Annotated in this window: 17 protein-coding genes; 9 read left to right on the top strand and 8 right to left on the bottom strand. The window is 49.8% G+C overall.

The genetic code is table 11. The features are described 5' to 3' along the window. Positions 1-188: 188 nt before the first annotated feature. Entirely contained in the window at positions 189-641 is a 453-nt protein-coding gene (locus tag KEF85_RS07630; protein WP_215584659.1) for an REP-associated tyrosine transposase, read from the top strand. Positions 642-873: 232 nt separating this feature from the next. Here KEF85_RS07630 and KEF85_RS07625 read toward each other — a convergent pair whose 3' ends face one another. Continuing rightward, positions 874-2238 carry an IS1380 family transposase gene (locus KEF85_RS07625; RefSeq protein WP_215580104.1) on the bottom strand — a complete coding sequence of 455 codons (1365 nt, stop codon included), beginning with the start codon at positions 2236-2238 and terminating at the stop codon, positions 874-876. Positions 2239-2606: 368 nt separating this feature from the next. Between KEF85_RS07625 and KEF85_RS07620 the strand changes: the two genes are divergently transcribed. Continuing rightward, entirely contained in the window at positions 2607-3005 is a 399-nt protein-coding gene (locus KEF85_RS07620) for a YunG family protein (RefSeq protein ID WP_215584657.1), read from the top strand. A gap of 59 nt (positions 3006-3064) precedes the next feature. On the opposite strand, the gene KEF85_RS07615 is transcribed toward KEF85_RS07620, so the two are convergent. Beyond that, the gene (locus KEF85_RS07615) at positions 3065-3682 is read right to left on the bottom strand and encodes a TetR/AcrR family transcriptional regulator (RefSeq protein ID WP_215584655.1); all 618 of its coding nucleotides are present in this window, start codon (positions 3680-3682) and stop codon (positions 3065-3067) included. Between the two features lie 161 nt (positions 3683-3843). Between KEF85_RS07615 and KEF85_RS07610 the strand changes: the two genes are divergently transcribed. Next, on the top strand, positions 3844-4563 hold the full coding sequence (locus KEF85_RS07610; protein ID WP_215584653.1) for a DUF3313 domain-containing protein: 720 nt from the start codon (positions 3844-3846) through the stop codon (positions 4561-4563). 87 nt (positions 4564-4650) lie between these two features. Here the strand turns inward: KEF85_RS07610 and KEF85_RS07605 are convergent, their stop codons facing one another. Beyond that, the gene (locus tag KEF85_RS07605; RefSeq protein ID WP_215584651.1) at positions 4651-5562 is read right to left on the bottom strand and encodes a DMT family transporter; all 912 of its coding nucleotides are present in this window, start codon (positions 5560-5562) and stop codon (positions 4651-4653) included. A 767-nt stretch (positions 5563-6329) separates the two neighbouring features. Here KEF85_RS07605 and KEF85_RS07600 point away from each other — a divergent pair. The 4 genes from KEF85_RS07600 (at position 6330) to KEF85_RS07585 (ending at position 10822) form a co-directional block, all read left to right on the top strand. Continuing rightward, the gene (locus KEF85_RS07600) at positions 6330-6701 is read left to right on the top strand and encodes a hypothetical protein (RefSeq protein ID WP_215584649.1); all 372 of its coding nucleotides are present in this window, start codon (positions 6330-6332) and stop codon (positions 6699-6701) included. A gap of 101 nt (positions 6702-6802) precedes the next feature. Further along, positions 6803-7288, top strand: coding sequence for a potassium channel family protein (locus KEF85_RS07595; RefSeq protein ID WP_215584647.1), 486 nt, complete (start codon positions 6803-6805; stop codon positions 7286-7288). Between the two features lie 103 nt (positions 7289-7391). After that, positions 7392-10124 (top strand): sensor histidine kinase, encoded by a 2733-nt coding sequence (locus KEF85_RS07590; RefSeq protein WP_215584646.1) that lies wholly within the window; start codon positions 7392-7394, stop codon positions 10122-10124. Positions 10125-10126: 2 nt separating this feature from the next. Continuing rightward, positions 10127-10822, top strand: a complete 696-nt coding sequence (locus tag KEF85_RS07585; protein WP_215584644.1) for a response regulator — start codon at positions 10127-10129, stop codon at positions 10820-10822. Between the two features lie 156 nt (positions 10823-10978). Here KEF85_RS07585 and KEF85_RS07580 read toward each other — a convergent pair whose 3' ends face one another. Continuing rightward, the gene (locus tag KEF85_RS07580) at positions 10979-14038 is read right to left on the bottom strand and encodes a beta strand repeat-containing protein (protein ID WP_215584642.1); all 3060 of its coding nucleotides are present in this window, start codon (positions 14036-14038) and stop codon (positions 10979-10981) included. Positions 14039-14422: 384 nt separating this feature from the next. Then, positions 14423-14632 (bottom strand): DUF1289 domain-containing protein, encoded by a 210-nt coding sequence (locus KEF85_RS07575; RefSeq protein ID WP_215584640.1) that lies wholly within the window; start codon positions 14630-14632, stop codon positions 14423-14425. Between the two features lie 217 nt (positions 14633-14849). On the opposite strand from KEF85_RS07575, the gene nhaD reads away from it, so the two are divergent. Together nhaD and KEF85_RS07565 are read left to right on the top strand one after the other, a co-directional pair. After that, the gene (nhaD, locus tag KEF85_RS07570) at positions 14850-16301 is read left to right on the top strand and encodes a sodium:proton antiporter NhaD (protein ID WP_215584638.1); all 1452 of its coding nucleotides are present in this window, start codon (positions 14850-14852) and stop codon (positions 16299-16301) included. A 50-nt stretch (positions 16302-16351) separates the two neighbouring features. Continuing rightward, the gene (locus KEF85_RS07565; protein ID WP_246535073.1) at positions 16352-16720 is read left to right on the top strand and encodes a hypothetical protein; all 369 of its coding nucleotides are present in this window, start codon (positions 16352-16354) and stop codon (positions 16718-16720) included. Positions 16721-16960: 240 nt separating this feature from the next. Here the strand turns inward: KEF85_RS07565 and KEF85_RS07560 are convergent, their stop codons facing one another. The 3 genes from KEF85_RS07560 to KEF85_RS07550 form a co-directional block, all read right to left on the bottom strand. Continuing rightward, positions 16961-17374 (bottom strand): PIN domain-containing protein, encoded by a 414-nt coding sequence (locus KEF85_RS07560; protein WP_215584636.1) that lies wholly within the window; start codon positions 17372-17374, stop codon positions 16961-16963. Further along, positions 17361-17594: an AbrB/MazE/SpoVT family DNA-binding domain-containing protein gene (locus tag KEF85_RS07555; RefSeq protein WP_215584634.1), complete on the bottom strand. Its 234-nt coding sequence runs from the start codon at positions 17592-17594 to the stop codon at positions 17361-17363. Before KEF85_RS07555 ends, KEF85_RS07560 begins: the two co-directional genes overlap by 14 nt. Positions 17595-17853: 259 nt before the next feature. Then, entirely contained in the window at positions 17854-18108 is a 255-nt protein-coding gene (locus KEF85_RS07550; RefSeq protein WP_215584632.1) for a hypothetical protein, read from the bottom strand. Between the last annotated feature and the right edge of the window lie 328 nt (positions 18109-18436).

The following is an 18436-nucleotide window of genomic DNA, read 5'->3' as shown; positions in this document are numbered from 1 at the left end:
ACCATCGCGACGAATGGCTGACGGCCTCAAAAAAGAAACACCGGGAATCGACAATATGGCAACACCTTTTGCCCACTCTACCGAACTGCGATGGATCGGGCAATTCATCAAAAAAAGTCGGATAATCAACGGTAGGATGGGTAGAGGCGATAGCCGAAACCCATCAAACAATAGCTTAAAAAGGAAATATGACCGAATATCGCAGGTATCGAACCAAAGGTGGCTGTTATTTCTTCACCGTTAATCTGGCAGAAAGGAAGCAAGCATTGCTAACTGAAAAAATCGAGCTTCTGCGTGAGTCATTTCGCATTGTTAAAGACCGCTATCCTTTTAATATTGAAGCGATTGTTATTTTACCCGAACATTTGCATACTATTTGGACTTTACCGGAAGCCGACGATAATTTTAGTTGCCGATGGAGGCAAATCAAGGCGCATTTTAGTCGGCATGTTGAAAAAGGTGAGCGGGTTTCCAGAAGCCGCCAGAGCAAACATGAGCGCGGGATTTGGCAAAGACGTTTTTGGGAACATCAAATTCGAAACAACGCCGATTTCGTCGCACATACAAACTACATTCATTATAATCCGGTAAAACATGGCTATGTCAGACGTGTGGCAGATTGGCCATATTCTTCTTCCTGAATCCGTGTTCCTTTCGGTTTAAGTGAGGGCAGTCGCGTTTCAGACGCGTTTTTTAAAAAAATCTACCACCAATCGAAATTTAACTGCCGTTCATCAAGCCCTCAGTCGCAAAAATCAATCGTTTCCATGGTATTGCCGGCATCGCCAGATGAAAAACCTGACGCCAAGACAAGCAATCTTCTTCTCTACCCGGAGAATCAGCTCGTAACCAGCATCTCAGCTTTCGCGCCGCTTATCCTGATGCAAAGCCAGGCTGCACCACCAATCGCTCTTGTAAATAAGCGAATACTTTTGCCACGGGTGAGGCGCACCCTAAGTCCAGCCACCATTGCCGGGCTTTGTGGATCACCTGGGCTGCTCGATACATGACTTCTTGCAGCACCGTTCGTAACCGCCGTCGTTTTGCCGGATGACGTATTGGCGCCAAGTCGCCAGTCAAGCCCAGTTGACCAATCAGTCGCAAGCAATTATAGGCAAACATACCCATTCTCAATAGACAGTCGTTGGTCTCAAACTTTCCAGATGGTAAGCGTTCCATATCCAGGTCAGTTTTGAATTCCGAATGAAATTGTTCATGGGTGCCGTGGTCGCGGTAGCGTTCAATGACGGTTTCTTCGGGTTCCTCCAGACTCGTCCACCAGCCTTCCAGTTGAATGTCCGGCAGTAATAGCATCTGGCCGTGCTTATTGCTCGTGCGTTCAATGATCCGCACGACCAGTCTGAAGGGGCGAGTCTGTTTTTTCCAAGCACGTTCCACCGTCAGTGTCATTAACGCTTCCCGTTTACCGGGGCGTTTTTCAACAAAGGCGCCGGCCGCTTCCGCTTTTTCTAACCAGGATGTCTTATCTTGCCGTCTTGGATTCCACTTGATCAAGTATTCAAAGCGCCTGTTCATGGCTGCCCAGCGTTCTTTCTCAGCCGCAACCGTAAATAACAGTTTGGCGCTATCAAACCCTGAGTCTTTGCGTAATAACAACGGCAAACCCGGTGCAACCAAGCGCTCAACTCGAGGAAACAGCCTTTCTAGAAAATAATCAATCTCCAGCGATGAATGCCAGCGGCCTGGACGCAGTTCCAATCCTATACACCAGCCTTCATTGCCCAAATAAGCCGCGACAGGCGTATAGCCATCCACTCCCTGATAGGTTCGACTCACCTCTTCCTTCTTGGTACCGCTCTGATCCATGACGAAGGTGTCCATGTCCAGACAGACGTAGCCTTTATGCGGCGTAATTGGGGCTTCTGTTCGTTCGATGAGTCGTATCGATAGATCATCCACCGGCTCCAGCAGGCTGCCGCTGACACGATCAAGACGTTGCCGCAGCCACACGCTGCCGGGAACCTTACGTACATCCAATGCCTTCTTGAAAAAACGATCTTCACGAAACGGCTCAACAGCCTCGAAGTCGCTTTTGCCTATACTTAAAAGGCCAACAGTGGTTTTGACTAAATCCGAGGTTTTGATACCCTGTGAAACAGGTATTCTACCGTCCACCATCACTTCGACATTGACCGCTTCCAGGCACTGGCCGATCAAGGATAGTCCGGCATAGGAGGTAAGTTCCTTTTTGGATTCTTTAAGCTTAAAACGTGCCATAATCAAAACGGGTGACTATAGAAAAACTATATTATACCTTTTTTATCATTGACTTATGACTATTTATAAAAAAAACGAACACGGATTCAGGTTCTTTTCATGATTATGTAAAACGGGGTGTTTTACCCTTAAATTGGGCTGGCGACATGGACATGGATAGAGAAATGGATTTAGAGTAAATCGCTAATTATATGATGGGTTTCGGCTATCGCCTCTACCCATCCTACCGCGCTGCTTTAGTCTTCATAGCAGTCGTTTACATAATTGACTGAAATTAAATACAAATATTTCTTTATATAAATGTTATCCACAGGCTTTGTGGGTAAAACAATGTTGCGCAATTAAAACACAACTCAATTTAGCCCACAATGAAACATATAAAAGATTTTAATCTTGAAGTTCTTCTTCGTGCTTTAGAAGCAAGCTGGTCGTCTAAAACAAGTCTTTGTTATAATCCCGAAATTGCTCCACTTTCTTATGGTCAATGCGCCAATACAGCAATAGTTATATTTGAGACATTTGGCGGGGAAATTCTTAAAACGGAAGTAAGAAAGACTGATGGAAGAATGATACAGCATTTCTACAACAGAATTGATGGACAACGGTATGATTTTACTAAAGACCAATTTTTTATAATCAAAAATTATTGGTGTGAGCTAACCTACAAAGATATTAAGTCAAATGTCGAAGAGGCAAAGGCCGAATTGATTTTCGGTCAATTAGCAGCAATGAGGGACGCATTTCAAAAAGAGCTGGATGCCTTGTAAATGTTGCAAAACTTACCCTTTGGCTCTATTTTATAAAACATTAGACGCGGATTGACACCTTAGCGCGGTTCAGCGCCAAGAAGGAACATATTGACTGATCGACTGACCATTGCCTGGACTTGCGATGAGGTCAATGGTGGTGGATTTTGTTGGTATAGCCGGATCTCGGTCTCTGCCGTCAAAAGCGCAAGGAACTGCAGTGCCATTACACGGGGATCTGCTTCCCGAACCTTGCCGCGATTGATTTCCACAGCAATCAGTCTGGTCAGCACGTCTATGCACTGGCTTGGCCCCGAGTCATAGAACAATTGTCCGACATTAGAGCGACCTGCTTCCGCAATTGTCATACGATAAATCGCCAGCGCAGTTTTATCGTTGGTTAATACGTTGAGCATTCGTTCACCAAAGCGCATCAGTGTCGATTCAAGCGCAATCTCACCCTCAATATTTAATGAAAGCTCAGTCGTTGCATCTGATAAATGCGCAGTGGCAAAGGCTTCCACAACCGCAACCAGTAAAGATTCTTTAGATGGGAAATACCCATACAAAGTGGCTTTAGAGCCACCGAGCCGTTTCGAAAGTTCGTTCATGGATGCCGCTTCATAGCCAATTTCCGTAAACAGTTTGGCTGCTTCTGAAACGATAGTCTCACGCCGAGCCTGGGTTCTAATTTTCATCCTCACCTCTCTTATGTGAACACTATTGTACACTTTTGCTTGACAGACACAAAACACATATCTATAGTGTACTAGACTGTACTGTTTTGATTTAAGGCAGCGCCGTCTATTAATAAAGGCTCTCAACTCCCAGAATCTACCCATTTAAGAGGATTGGTAATATGCAAAACTCATTCTTAATTCGTCAAATATCATTAATAACGCTCTGCATAACTTTGGCAGGTTGCGCAAGCACACAGCCAGTGACCTATTCTGGTCTCGATTCAGCTGCGCGACTCCAACCCTATGTTGAAGACACCTCGGATCATATCCCTTATCGGTTTTCTACACAGACAGATTGGCGAAAATACTCAAGCGCTATCCTATCGCCAGTTATCATCTACAAAGGAATTGACAATCAATTTGATGAGATATCGGAAGAAGACAAGTTGTCTTTAGCCGATTATATGCGAGATAAATTTACAGAGAAATTAAAAGAACGCTTCAAAATATCAGATCAGCCATCCCCAAATACTATTCGGATAAAACTAACGCTGACCGGAGCTAAATCAAACACACCCTTTCTGAGTACCTTTACACGATTCGACATTGCCGGAGGACTTTACAATATCGTGCAATCCGTCAGAGGTGGGGAAGGTTCATTTACCGGCTCTGTAAGCTATGCAGTAGAGATTTTTGATGCCTCTACCAATGCCTTACTCGACGCTTACGTTGCTAAGCAATACCCAATGCCGCTGAATATTGCTGCCAGCATGGGTTCAATGTCAGCCGCGCAAACTGGGATCGAGAAGGGTGCTGATTCACTAATCAGCGAGCATGCGGTCGCTATTGGAGCTTTGCCTCCGATCCATAAAGATCCTTTTGATCGCCTACTGCTATAGTCGAAGGCATCACACTACTAACAGCCGATGCTCATGTGGCTGAATACCCCGGTTCGGTGCAACTTGTCTAAGAACCAGACACGACTATCATCGCCGACTCAAACTCAATACCCCTGCCATTACCAGTACCAAACCAGCCATTTGTACCAGCGTTAAGGCTTCACCCAAAATCTGGTTGGCCATACACAAAGTGGCCACCGGGCCGAGTGAGCCGATCAGCGAGGCGCGTGAAGAACCGATGCGGTTGATTGCTGCCGACAACATGAATACCGGCAATACCGTTGCAATTAAAGCCATCCACATGCTGTATTCATATACTGGCTTTGGTACCAGCAGGGCTTGCCAGGGATGCGTAAAAGCAAATTGCAGCACCGTGGCAACACTAGCTACTAACATGGCGTATGCGGTAAACCGCGAGGTGCCGATGCGGGCTACAATCTGGCCAGTGCCGATCAGATAAGCGGCAAAACTCAACGTGCTGGCAAACACCAACCCCGCACCCAACCATAATTGCCCGGCTTGTACATTTAACTCAGCATAAAACACGACCACTATGCCGGCATAACTAAGCAGCAGGGCCAGCAGCTCTTTTTTACCGCAAGGTTTGCCCAGGAACAGCATGGAAATTAACACCACAAAAGTGGGATACAAAAACAGAATCAAGCGCTCCAGGCTGGCGGAGATATATTGCAACCCCATAAAATCCAGCAAGCTGGACAAATAATAACCGGACAGCCCCAATAGCAACACGGCCAGCTTATCTGCCCGGCTTAACGGTGTCTGCCGATTTTTCCAACCGTGACGCAGGGCAATCAGTAAAAACACCGGCACAGAAAACAGCATGCGCAAGGCCAGCAAAGTAGTGGCATCCACCGGATAAGCGTAACAAAGTTTTACCAGAATGGCTTTAGTGGAAAAACCCACAGCTGCCAATACGGCCAGACAATAACCGCTAAAATATTGGCGTGAACTCAGGTGTTGCAAGGAATGGCTGGGCATCAGGGCTCCGGATGAGGCGGGCCTTAGACGCGTAGACAGCAATCGCGGTAAAACCCGCAGTTGCTTCAGATGGTTAAGAACACAGAAACACTGCAGTCGCTATTGGTTTTAGCCACCATAGGTGTTTTTTTAGATTTAGAGTGATAGTGTTCATACCGCTTGACTATAACGGCGGTTTGGCGGCTTGTCAATGACTACTTGGCAGGATTAAGGTGGGCACGGTTGCTGTGCCCACACAGATTAAAGCGCTGGCTTTATTTGCTTGGTAAGAACAAAATCCTCACCTTTATGATCATAGGCCTAGCTGTCTGTAATATTCATCACCTCCTGCCCAACTTAAATACCGCTTGATAGCTAACGATTCAGCGTAGAGGATGTAAACCGGTTTAACTACTTTTACGCCACACCAAAAACCCTACACTCACCACAGCAAACACCAGTACTAACATCAAACTGGGGTGCTGGTAAAACGCGTCGAAAAATGCGCCCATGCTTTGCGATGTATCCCGATAATACGGCCCCATTGGTTCTCCTCCTGCCCTGTCCGGCTTTGTCTAAAGAATAATTTTAATCACACCGGGAGCTTACCGTGGAAATTGGGCTTGTCTAAACCGGAGCAAAGAAATTGAATATCAAATCCCTGCAAACGGCTTATGTGTGCATAAGACACTGAAAATAAATGATAATACGAATGCCTGGTAAATATTTATAAATTTTTTATGGGATTTTGCCTAAACTGATGGCGTTTTCAACTACCAGGAATATAAATGGACAGTCGTAGTTACGTAGGCATAGATAAAACTGATACTCAGGAGTGGATTGTGGTTATTTGGGAACAGGGGGTGTGCCGGTTTTCCAGCACCTTTCCTGATACCGCCAGTGCCCCTGCGGCCATATTGGATTTTATCTGCCGTCGTTGCGATAAACCGAAAGTTTGCGTTAATCCCGGTTACCCAGGCAGCTTTAATTTGATCGCTCATTTAAGCTGCATACCCGGTGCCGAAGTTATTTTGTTGTCAAAAGCCGGATTGAGCCTGCATCTGAACTGGCTGCCTAAATCAGTAAATCTGGCAGCGGCTAATGCTGCGCAGTCGCAACGTGCTGTTTTACTGGCCGGTTGTGCTGAACGGATGATTTAAGCTTAAAATGGCTGCTACCCACACAGCCATTTTGGCAGGGTATTTAAATATCAATAAAATCGGCCTGATTTAGCCGTGATAACAATAGAGGAGAGACAAATATGAACTGGTTAGCGGATTTTCAAAACGCCTTGCACTGGGGTAATTCACTAAGGCTGGATTTATTCAAATCCAGACATTTAGGTTATTTGATCTTACTGGCCTTAATGGTGACACTAAGCGTGGGTTTGGTACTGTTTATTATTGATCCCAATGTCACCTCACCAATGGATGGCATTTGGTCGGCCTGGGTGACCATGACCCATGTGGGTTTTGGGGATGTGGTGCCGATATCATTTTTTGGCCGTTTATTGTCGGCATGCCTGATTTTATTGGGACTGGTATTGTTTTCACTGTTTACCGCGCTGGTATCAGTAGCCCTGATCGGGCGTAATCTGCATGCCCTGACTGAGAATCGCCAATGGCAGCAGAATAGCGATGCCATTATCGTCAGCAGCGGCGAACAGCTGATACTGGATGAACTGGCCAAACTGCACCAGCGCATTGCCGAGCTGGAAGCTGGTCAGGCAAATAAACCGGTTGAATAAACAGCATGGCCGTTCTGACTTGGCGACCGACGGCAGTGATTTATATGGGGTTGGATAATCTTAGGATACTTATGACAGGATTAACACGTACAGGTGGATCGGTATGATGCAGGAACGGCCCGATCCAGATGAATTGTTGGCCAGGGTAGAACGGGATAACGCCAAAGCGCGGCGCGGACGGCTGAAGATTTTCTTTGGTGCGGCCGCCGGGGTTGGTAAAACCTTTGCCATGCTGATGGCGGCACGCGAGCGCCGCAATGAAAACCTGGATGTGGTGGTGGGTCTGGTGGAAACCCACGGTCGCAAGGACACTCAGGCCATGCTGGAAGGTTTGGAGGTGCTGCCGGGACGAAAAATTGAATATAAAGGTACAGTTTTATCGGAATTTGATATTGATGCCGCCATCAAGCGGCGGCCTGCCATCATACTGGTGGATGAACTGGCCCATACCAATGCCCCCGGTTCGCGGCATCCCAAACGTTGGCAGGATATCTACGAACTGCTGGATGCCGGCATAGATGTCTATACCGCCCTTAATGTGCAGCATTTGGAAAGTCTGAATGATGATATCGGCCAAATCTCCGGGATCAGAGTCTGGGAAACTGTGCCCGATACCGTATTTGAAGATGCCGACGAAATAGAACTGGTCGATTTACCGCCGGACGAATTATTGCTGCGCCTTAAAGAAGGCAAAATTTATTTGCCGCAACAGGCTCAGGAAGCGATTAAACATTTTTTCCGTAAAGGTAACCTGATTGCCTTGCGGGAACTGGCCTTACGCCACACCGCTAACCGGGTGGACGCCCAAATGCTGGATTATCGGGATGGCCATGCCATTCGCGATGTCTGGCAGGTCAACGAACGCATCCTAGTCTGTATCGGCCCCAGCCCCTTGGCGGAACGCCTGGTGCGGGCTGGGAAACGATTGGCCACCAGCCTGCGGGCTGAATGGATAGTGGCTTATGTGGAAACGCCGGAATTGCAGCGCATGTCTGCGGAAAAACGCGATTCCGTGCTGCGGATTCTGCGTCTGGCGGAACAACTGGGGGCAGAAACCGTGACCCTAAGCGCCCCGGAACTCAGTGAAGCCATTATCCGGTTTTCCAGAGAACGCAATATCAACAAAATAGTGCTGGGCAAACCTGCCCGGCGCGGCTGGCGGCGCTGGCTGATGGGATCGGTGGTCGATGTACTGATCAGCCATGCCCATAATATCAACATTTATTTATTGGGCAGCCCCCATCAGGAAGACCGTGGCGATAACGCCAGTGAGCTGTCCTTGTTCAAACGCGGCTCCTTACCGGGCTTACGCCAGCGTATCCCCTCCAAAACTAAAAAACGCTACGTCGGCTATATTTGGGCAGTGGGTGTCACCCTGCTCAGCACTCTGGTAGGGCATCTGGTATTTGGCCGCCTGGAGCTGGCCAATCTGGTGATGGTCTATCTGCTTGGCGTGGTCTATATCGCCACTCGGTTTGGCCGTGGCCCGTCAATTGTGGCTTCGGTCCTGGGGGTAGGCATCTGCGACTTTTTGTTTGTGGAGCCTTATTACAGTTTTTCAGTAGCGGACAGCCAGTTTTTAATCACACTGCTGGCTATGTTGGTAGTGGGTATGGTGATCAGCAATCTGACCGTCAATGTCCGCTCTCAGGCCAAAGTGGCCGCGCATCGGGAACGCCGGGCAGCGGTGCTGTATGCCATGAGCAAAGACTTATCCGGCAGTCAGAGCGTAGACGCAGTGGTGCGCACTGCTGTGCGGCATCTTAATTCGGAATTCAGCAGCCGCACCGTGATTCTGTTTCCCAATAAACAAGGCCGTATCGTCTACCCGCGCCAGGCTCCGCTGACCGAATCGCTATTAGGTGCGGATTTAAGTGTGGCGCAATGGGTGTTTGATCATAATGAAATGGCCGGCCAAGGCACTAACACCCTGCCCGGTGCGGCAGCTATTTATTTTCCGTTTAAAGACGAAGACAAAGTGGTGGGTGTGCTGGCTTTGCTGCCGGTCAATCTGCGCCGGGTGTTTTTACCGGAACAGCAAAAATTACTGGAAACCTTTTTGCGCCAAATAGGCCAGGCTATCGCCCGAATTCGGCTGGCAGAACACGCCCGGCTCACCCATAGCCAGATAGAAGCGGAACGTCTGCGTAATTCCTTGCTCAGCGCCATTTCTCATGACTTGCGCACGCCATTGGCCACCATTATCGGTTCGGCCAGTGCCTTGGCCGAAGACCAGGGCCAATTGCAGAATCAGGATAAACTGGATTTGAGCAAGGCCATCGTTGATGAAGCCGAACGTATGTCCAGCCTGGTTAATAATATTCTGGACATGGCTCGCCTTGACGCCGGTGTGCTGGAGTTGAACAAGCAATGGCATCCGGTGGAAGAAGTGATAGGCACTGTGCTGACTGTGGCGCAAAAACAATTGGCCGGTCGCCAGGTACAAGTTTATCTGCCTAGCGGGATGCCGATGATTTATGCCGATGCCGTCATGATAGAGCAGGTATTGATCAACCTGCTGGAAAACGCCGTACGTTACACACCGGCAGATACAGCCCTAGAGATTACCGTGGCGGCTTCTCCGCAAGAAGTGCAGATCAGCGTATCCGATCGCGGGCCGGGAATACCGGCAGGTCAGGAAGAGCGCTTATTTGAAAAATTTTATCAAACCCGTCACGAAGCGGCACAAAGTGGTGTAGGCTTAGGCTTGGCAATTTGCCGGGCCATCGTCGAAGTCCATGGCGGCCATATTCATGCCGCCAACCGGCACGGCGGCGGCGCCGAGTTCAGCTTTGTGCTGCCGCTTGATCATCCACCACCCGTACCGGCAGAGTAAGCATGGCCAAAAGTGATCCGGTTATTATTATCATAGAAGACGATCCGCCGATCCGGCGCTTTCTGCGCACCAGCCTGAGCACCCAGGGCTTTACCGTATTTGAAGCAGAAACCGGCAAACAGGGCATTATCGAAGCCGGTGTGCGCAAACCGGATTTGCTGATCCTGGATTTGGGCCTACCCGATCTGGATGGTGTTGAAGTCATCAAAGCAGTACGAGCCTGGAGCAGTGTGCCGATTATTGTGCTGTCTGCCCGTAACAGCGAACAGCATAAAATTGATGCCCTGGATGCTGGTGCCGACGATTATTTAAGCAAGCCATTCGGATTTGGTGAACTGCTGGCCCGGATTCGGGTGGCACTGCGCCATGCCTTGCGCACAGCCGAACTTGGCCAATCCGATATTTTTGTTAGCGCCAATTTAAAGGTGGATCTGCAAAATCGTCTGGTGTTTATCGATGAACAGGAGGTGCATCTGACCCCCATCCAATACCGGCTATTGACGGTACTAATCAAACACGCCGGAAAAGTACTGACCCACCAGCAAATATTAAAGGAAGTATGGGGGCCGTCTTATCAGGAAAACGCCCATTATTTACGCATTTACATGAGCCAGTTGCGCCAAAAGCTGGAGGCAGAACCCACCCAGCCCAAGCTGCTGCTCACCGAGTCTGGAGTGGGGTATCGTTTAAAGGTTTAAGTTGGGGGTAGTTGCCTAACTTTTAAGTGATTTGACCACGCATCTTCGAAGCATCCTATCGCGTTTTTAGGTCAATCTGCTTCGATGTTCCTCGATTCCACTGCGTTTCATCGAGGCTACAGCGTCTATTTTTCAATACGGTGAATAACTTTGGCATTACACCAACCGGCTCCGCCAACCCAGCATCCCCAACCCAGCCAGCATCAATAAGCCGCTGGCCGGTACCGGTACCACTGCCGGCGGCACGGCGCCCAAATTAACCGTCAAACCGCTACTGAAGGCCTGATTAAAATCAGCGGCAGACGCATAATCGTGACTGAAAATGGGGCCAGCGCTACCCAGTGGGTCGGTAATGCTGAAATTAAGGTAAAAATTGTCGCCTAATTTAGCGCCAACGATAGTAGAGATAACGAATATCTCATCATAATGCCCCACCGTAGTTTGGTGAAAATCAAAATGTATTGTGCAAGCCGCGCAACTGGCAGCGCCGCTAAAAGAGCCATTGATACCACTCAAAGCCACTTGATTCAAGTCGATGATAAATTCATCAGTATGACTCCAGTTCGCAGCGCTGGTATGCACATAATCACTGGTATTGGCATCACTAAAACCGCCCGCCGCCAATACACTGTTTACATCCGGCACGGCTGCGCCCCAGGCGGTGGAAAAATTAGTCAAGTTGGGGCCTAGTGTGTACAAATTACCGCCGGTGTTGGCAAAAGTACGGCTATACACATTGCCGGTGGACTGATCGGCGGCAATCGCAATCGATTGGATAGGTGCACCGCTAGCGCTGGTCTGCGAGGTACTGCTGGCCTGAGAACTGGCAGCGCTATCACTTTTCGCATTCGCCTGAGACACCACATCAATACTACCCAAGCCCTGTACCGCGGCATTGGCGCTGGCGCTACCCGCCACCCCCGCTCCGCTGACAATGACACCGCCGACGGCATAAGCCGATCCGGTCACCGTCGTCGCGCTTGTCGATAAATCCGCCACCTGAAGACTGGCGCTGGCATTACCGCCATTACCATCCCCGGCGCCATTAACCCCGCTCACCCCGGTACCACCATATGCCACACTACTGGCATTCAAACTGGAACCCAAAAACCCCGGCAAGCTTAAATTCGATACAGCCTGACCACCATTGCCAGACACCCCACCCGCGCCACTGGCCTGACCGCCACCACCAGCGTTTGCCGTTTGGGTGATGGTACCAGCCCCGCCGGTACTGATGGTGGCCGCATTATTCAGGATGGCCGCACCCCCATTACCGCCGGAAGCACCATTTTTACCGGCGCCACCATCGCCGCCTTTGGCATTAGCTGTGGCAACAGCCGTTGAAAGCGTATTAACGGCTGAGACGCTGACTTGCGACACGCTGCCGCCGTTACCACCAATCTGCCCTGCACCACTGCCAACCCCGCCACTACCACCGTTCACACTTGCCCCTGCCCTGACGTTTGTGGTGTTCACCGTATCGGCACTAGCCGCCACATTAGCAGAGGCCGTACCGCCCTGCGCGCCACTGCCGGTGTCATTGGAATATAGGCCGCCGCCATATCCCCCGGAGCCGCCATAAGTATAGGCAGTAAGATTCAGATTGCCGCCGCCGTTACCGGTCAAACTAAATTGATCGTTTTCCTGTGCATAAGACCCGGCTTGGGCGGTACCGCCAGTGCCTGCTGTGCCGCCGTTACCGCCATTGGCGGAAAAACTGCCGGTGAATGATTGAGCGGTGCTGTTACTTTCATTAAACACGGAAATCGCATGACCGGCACTGCCGGCAATACCGCTATCGGTCAGCCCGCCGCTACCAGCCGTCAGAGTTTGACTCAAACTCAGTGAGCCACTGGTACTACCAGTCACCAGATTATTAGCCGATACACTGGCCCCGGCACCTCCGTTAGCGCCTTGCGAAGCATCACCGCCATGGCCGCCGGTGAGTGACAGCGAAGCATTAACCTGACCGCTATCGCTGGCGGCGCTGCTATAGCCGGTCGCTCCTCCGCCTGCGCCGGCAGTGTGACCAACCCCATTAGTCTGACCACCGCGATTACCCTGAGTACTGGCTGCACCGGACACACTGTTTGCCCCAGTGCTACTGACAATACTGCTGGCAAAACCATCTCCACCCGCACCGCCGTTGGCAAACACACTACCATAGAGTGGCGTTCCACCGCCGCCGGTACCACCCTGCGAACTGACCGAACTGTAAATAGTGCCTATGCCAGTGACAGTCAAATTGGCGCTGCCATTACCACCCGCCCCACTCACAGCGCCACCGGTACTGGCGCCGCCTGTGCCGCCTGCACCTGAGATTGTCAGACTCAGATAACTGGCCTTATTGTCATTCAATTGCAGCACCGAACTGCCGTCACCACCGCGACCACCATTCAGGACGCCGCTGGGATCATAAACCGACCCGCCATTACCGCCAGTTACTCGTTGAGTCAGACTTAATGAGCCGCTAGTCTGGCCGCTAACCGAATTGGTGATGGCCTCAGCAACGCCGTCAGCGCCGTTGTGAAATTGATAACTGCTGCCGCCATCGCCACCATGAATATTGGTCAGCACACTCACAGAACCAGTATCTGATTGTCCGTAAGCCGTGGCGCTACCGGTACCGCCCAGTGTGCTGACTCCAGAGCCACCGCCGTTGGGATCATTACCGTCGGAATTACCACCCGCACCGCCCGCAGCAGCAGCACTACTATAAGCCGAACCACTGCCACTGGTAATCGCGCTGCTGGTCGCAACCGCATTACCACCAACACCCCCGACATTACCCAAGCCACCGCTGACGCCAGCCGAGCCGGAACTGCCACCAGCGCCAGCCTGGGCATTGGAGACAGCCTGAACATCACCAGAATTTTTCAGACCAATTGCCGTTGCGGTGGCAGCGCCGCCAGCCCCACCGGCACCGGCATTGCCACCTGGTGCCGGATTGGGACAACCTGAGCCACCACCACAACGCCCGTTGCCGCCACCCCCGCCCTGACCGCCATAAACTGTTTCAGAATTATAGGCATCACCAGTGGCCGCTGCCGGAGCCAGCGCGGGCGCGGCTGCGCCGTCACCGCCGACTGCCCCGTCAGCGCCATAAGCGCCGTTGGTGCCGGTTACATTAATGGTATTCGCCAGCACAACCGGCGCCTGCAACATCAGACCCAGCAATATGCCAGAGCCAACTAAACGCTTGATAATCCATTGCATGAGCTTAGTCCTGATCGGGTATAGGTAAAAAGGCGCGCACAGCCGAAACCATGCTGTTTGCGCCAAACTTTAGACCAATCAATCGACAAAGTCAACCAATAAAATACCAATAAAAATTAGTTACACTAAATAATTAGACACTATTCAGCGTCTAATTATCTCTTTAATATACAAGTAGTTATAGGATATGTTAAACGCAGTGCAGCGTATCATTCTAATATAACCATTTGTTTAAAAAGAAACTTCATAAATTTAGGCTAAATAATTACCTTATTTTAAAATGCAGCGACCACCCAGATTAAGATACAAAACCCGATAATGGCGCCTATATGGCGTTTTTATGGCTTAACGTACCAGACCAATATTTCACTCGATTAATACCGACTACTCGACTGGTTTAGACAGTTTTTTCAAAATACTTCTACTGATCGCCGCCACAAAATCCTCCGGATTATCGTATTGTTGGGCGCGAATAAACTCGACGGCAGTTTTTACCAGCTGTTTGGTTTCGGCTATTTCCTGATGTGAACGGCCACAACCCGCACAATGGCTGCCGTCTTTGGTGCATTCGTCAATACACGGTTTAAATGTCATATATCTAGCCTTGAGAGTGTCATTAAAAGCTTATTGTATGACCAAGCGGCCAAGTTTGCCAAAATCACCGCCCCGGCTCAATCACGACCAGCGATAGGCTATAATACCCGGCATCGGCCGGATGCCTGTCTTTATACTTGCTAGACATGATAGTGTTTATATCCCACAAGACCGGCTTGCAGCCAACCCTACACTAACCGCTTACCATTAGGAGCATATGGTGCATCGTGTTTTCCGCCTGTTTGGCGCCGCTACCTTATTTTTACCGGTTTTGGGCCACGCCGACCCACAATCAGCCAGTCCGGCATTGGAACCATTGGATTTGACCCACCACTGGGCCGGCTATTTCTCGCTGGCCGTGATGGTAGCCGCTTATGTGGCGGCCATGTTCGAAGAAGCCACTGAGCTGCGCAAATCCAAACCCATGCTGCTGGCGGCAGCACTAATCTGGTTTACCATCGTCCTGGTTTATCAGCAGCAAGGTAATGATGCTCAGGCGGTGGCGGCCTTTAAGGTTAATCTACAAACATATATGGAGTTATTGCTATTCATTATGGTGTCCATGACCTATTTGAATGCCATGGAAGATATGCAGATTTTTGCCGCCTTAAAATCCTGGCTGGTAACCAAAAACCTTACCTACAGGCAATTATTCTGGATTACCGGCTGGTTGGTGTTTTTTATTTCCTGCGTAGTCAATGGCCTGACAGCCGGCTTGCTGATGGGTGCAGTGGTCGTGGCAGTGGGCAAGGACAATCCCAAATTCGTATCTCTGGGTTGTATCAATATAATAGTTGCCACCAATGCCGGCGGCTCTTTCAGCCCCTTGGGCGGCATTTCCACGCTGTTTGTCTGGCAGCACGGCATGCTGGAATTTACTCAATTTTTTAAACTGTTCATCCCCTGCATGGTCAATTTTTTGGTGCCGGCACTGGCCATGCATTTTACCTTACCCAAGGACAAACCTACACTCGCAGCAGAAGTAGTTGTACTGCCGCGCGGCGCCAGACAAGTGGTGTTTTTATTCGGCATTACCATTGCCATTGCGGTAAGTTTTGACATGAGCCTGCATTTACCGGCTGCCGCCGGCATGATGGCTGGTCTGGCTCTGCTGCAATTCTATTATTTTTATCTGCAAAAAAGTCAGCGCCGCACCACTCCAGCCGAATCGGAATTTGCCCTGTTTTTTGGTGGTGGTGACAGCAACGCCAACCAGATCGAAATTGATAGACTGGATATTTTTGAAAAAGTCGGCCGACTGGAATGGGATACCCTGCTGTTTTTTTACGGCGCCATGATGGGTATCGGCGGCCTGGGTTATATCGGCTATCTGGATGCGGTATCCCATACCCTGTATGGTCAACTCAGCCCCAGTCTGGCCAATATACTGATCGGTTTGTCATCAGCATTTGTCGATAACGGCACCTTGATGTTTGCGGTACTGACCATGCACCCGGACATACCGCCCGGCCAATGGCTGTTGCTAACCCTAACCCTGGGCGTGGGCGGCAGCCTGCTGGCCATCGGTTCCGCCCCCGGCATCGGTCTGATGGGTCAAGCCAAAGGCCAGTACACCTTCAGCAGCCACATGAAATGGTGTCCGGCGATTTTACTGGGTTATTTCGCCAGCATCGGCGTGCATTTTCTGGTGAATGCGGATACTTTTTAGGGCTCAACCTACCGAATATCAATTATCGTCTCAACCCAATCAGCATATTAATGAACTCTGCGCAAATCAAAGCCCTGGCCGTATTCTCCGTTTTTATGATTATCGGCTTCGGGCCGATATCACCCGGCTGTCTAATCGGCATGTTCATCGTCCTGAAACGGCCAGACTGGTTTGCCAAGCTGATCGGCACCATGTATGCCGACTTACCGGGAGCTGCCGCACCGGGATTGACTTATACCGAAGAACAAATTCGCAGCGCCCGCCGCCGATTTTTCTTATGCCTGTTAACCCTGTTTATCCTGGATATTGCCCCGGTACCGGTGACACCCGTGATAGCTTTCGGCATTATATTGCTGCGCCCCAGCTGGTTTTACCGGGCAGTCTGCGGAGTTTACGGCAAAGCATTGACAGGTCTGTAGGGTGGGTTAAACGCGCGCTCATTAACAACTAACACAGCCATAGCCCTCCCCGCGCGTCAACCCACCGAGTTATTGATAGCGCCAAGACTTATATCCCACAGTAAAATCAGATCAGTTAGCAAATACCCAGCCGAACAGCAATAGCGGGTAACATTGCTTTAAATAGTTTTGCACAACTAACCCGCCTTACCATACAGCCTACATCCGGTTTTTCCAGTCACCCCCAGATTACAAGTAACCTTACAATTCAACCAGAAAAGGGTTGACAATCACGAGTCTGCTTTCAACTGTTTGGCCATGTTGCATGTCTTCCGAATACAAGGTTAAGCAATCGGACAGAAGGGCAGAACTGACAATCAAGCTATCATAAAAAGAAAAGCCATACCGCTCTGCCATATCCAAGCCCAATAGATGGGTTTCGACCGTCACAGGTCGAACATCGCAAACAGCACGAATAGTCGCTAAATATTCCCGAATTTCTGGATATGTCATCCCTAATTTTCGTGAGGCGACTGAGGCAAACTCATTTAGCACCTGAACGCTGATAATTCCATCTCTAGAAACTATGGCTTCAACATGGTCAGCCTGTTCTCCATCCCCAGACAACATGTACAACAGAACATTGGTGTCAAAAAAACACTTATCGTTCTTCATTCGCTTCGAGGCGATCAAACTTGAAACCTTCCGGCAACCGGCCTCGATATTTCCGAAGCCTCGCAAATAATTCTAGATGAGTCGGTTTTTTCTTAAGCTCGAAAACCCTTTCGTCAACAATATGGATTTCGATGTCGTCACCTTCTTTGAGCTGAAGCACCTCGACAACGGCGGCAGGTAAACGAACTGCTAAGCTATTACCCCATTTGGCAACTTGCATATTAGACACCCTTATTAGATATACAAAATATATTTGTATATCATTCTGGACGGGCTTTGTCAACACATACCCAGCCATATCCAGTGTTTAGCCGCCGACCTTGGGTAACACTTGGTGACGCCAACTAACAAAATGACACCCCTGACCGGGTCGAACATCAACACCCCCCGACTAAACTCAACGCCATCTTAACAAACCGTTACTTCAATTCGCTGACGCTTTTTTCGTGCTGGGCCAATGCTGAGGACGCCGAACCATGTCAATGATACTGCGGACAATAGTCAAACCGCGTTCCCGGCGCACGATAATCGTATATTCGACCAACAGAATAGAGTTTTTGCTCACCCCCCATCAACATCAACAGACTGATCACGCTGGGCATCGCAAAACTGCTGCCGGTCAATAGCAAGGCCAAAAACGCCCCACCCAGCGATAAGGGCAGCGCCACCGGTTGACTGAAGTAACCGAACAACAGCACCAACACCTCGTAGATGCACAAAATCCCAATTGTCATCGCCCCGCCAAAACTACCGAATAACTCATTCATCCGCTGCGCGTCACCCGACTCTATCATTAACGCCGAAGGGTGGCCGGCAGTAGCCTCGATGCAGCAACACGGAATCGAGGTTGTCCGCAGCAATACCGCTCGAAGTTGACACCACCCGCACAACAAATACTCAATAGCACCGCTCTATGGCGCAAAGCCAACCATTCATCGCCAGATTCAATCCCCCCGATTTCAAATTTAATTACTGCCTGATTAAATAAACCTGCCAACCACTTTCAACCGATTCAATTTAAGCGTTAAAGAATTTATCCGATTTCACAGACTGCTTTTCCAG

The organism is Methylomonas paludis (assembly GCF_018734325.1).
Taxonomy (GTDB): domain Bacteria; phylum Pseudomonadota; class Gammaproteobacteria; order Methylococcales; family Methylomonadaceae; genus Methylomonas; species Methylomonas paludis.
This window is presented reverse-complemented; position numbering and strand designations above follow the sequence as displayed.

What these genes read in the sequence shown, in the direction of transcription:
- nhaD (WP_215584638.1), top strand. Translation starts at nt 14,850, where the DNA reads ATGGTGCATCGTGTTTTCCGCCTGTTTGGCGCCGCTACCTTATTTTTA.
- KEF85_RS07615 (WP_215584655.1), bottom strand. Translation starts at nt 3,682, where the DNA reads ATGAAAATTAGAACCCAGGCTCGGCGTGAGACTATCGTTTCAGAAGCA.
- KEF85_RS07575 (WP_215584640.1), bottom strand. Translation starts at nt 14,632, where the DNA reads ATGACATTTAAACCGTGTATTGACGAATGCACCAAAGACGGCAGCCAT.
- KEF85_RS07625 (WP_215580104.1), bottom strand. Translation starts at nt 2,238, where the DNA reads ATGGCACGTTTTAAGCTTAAAGAATCCAAAAAGGAACTTACCTCCTAT.
- KEF85_RS07600 (WP_215584649.1), top strand. Translation starts at nt 6,330, where the DNA reads ATGGACAGTCGTAGTTACGTAGGCATAGATAAAACTGATACTCAGGAG.
- KEF85_RS07565 (WP_246535073.1), top strand. Translation starts at nt 16,352, where the DNA reads ATGAACTCTGCGCAAATCAAAGCCCTGGCCGTATTCTCCGTTTTTATG.
- KEF85_RS07620 (WP_215584657.1), top strand. Translation starts at nt 2,607, where the DNA reads ATGAAACATATAAAAGATTTTAATCTTGAAGTTCTTCTTCGTGCTTTA.
- KEF85_RS07555 (WP_215584634.1), bottom strand. Translation starts at nt 17,594, where the DNA reads ATGCAAGTTGCCAAATGGGGTAATAGCTTAGCAGTTCGTTTACCTGCC.
- KEF85_RS07630 (WP_215584659.1), top strand. Translation starts at nt 189, where the DNA reads ATGACCGAATATCGCAGGTATCGAACCAAAGGTGGCTGTTATTTCTTC.
- KEF85_RS07585 (WP_215584644.1), top strand. Translation starts at nt 10,127, where the DNA reads ATGGCCAAAAGTGATCCGGTTATTATTATCATAGAAGACGATCCGCCG.
- KEF85_RS07610 (WP_215584653.1), top strand. Translation starts at nt 3,844, where the DNA reads ATGCAAAACTCATTCTTAATTCGTCAAATATCATTAATAACGCTCTGC.
- KEF85_RS07595 (WP_215584647.1), top strand. Translation starts at nt 6,803, where the DNA reads ATGAACTGGTTAGCGGATTTTCAAAACGCCTTGCACTGGGGTAATTCA.
- KEF85_RS07580 (WP_215584642.1), bottom strand. Translation starts at nt 14,038, where the DNA reads ATGCAATGGATTATCAAGCGTTTAGTTGGCTCTGGCATATTGCTGGGT.
- KEF85_RS07550 (WP_215584632.1), bottom strand. Translation starts at nt 18,108, where the DNA reads ATGACAATTGGGATTTTGTGCATCTACGAGGTGTTGGTGCTGTTGTTC.
- KEF85_RS07605 (WP_215584651.1), bottom strand. Translation starts at nt 5,562, where the DNA reads ATGCCCAGCCATTCCTTGCAACACCTGAGTTCACGCCAATATTTTAGC.
- KEF85_RS07590 (WP_215584646.1), top strand. Translation starts at nt 7,392, where the DNA reads ATGATGCAGGAACGGCCCGATCCAGATGAATTGTTGGCCAGGGTAGAA.
- KEF85_RS07560 (WP_215584636.1), bottom strand. Translation starts at nt 17,374, where the DNA reads ATGAAGAACGATAAGTGTTTTTTTGACACCAATGTTCTGTTGTACATG.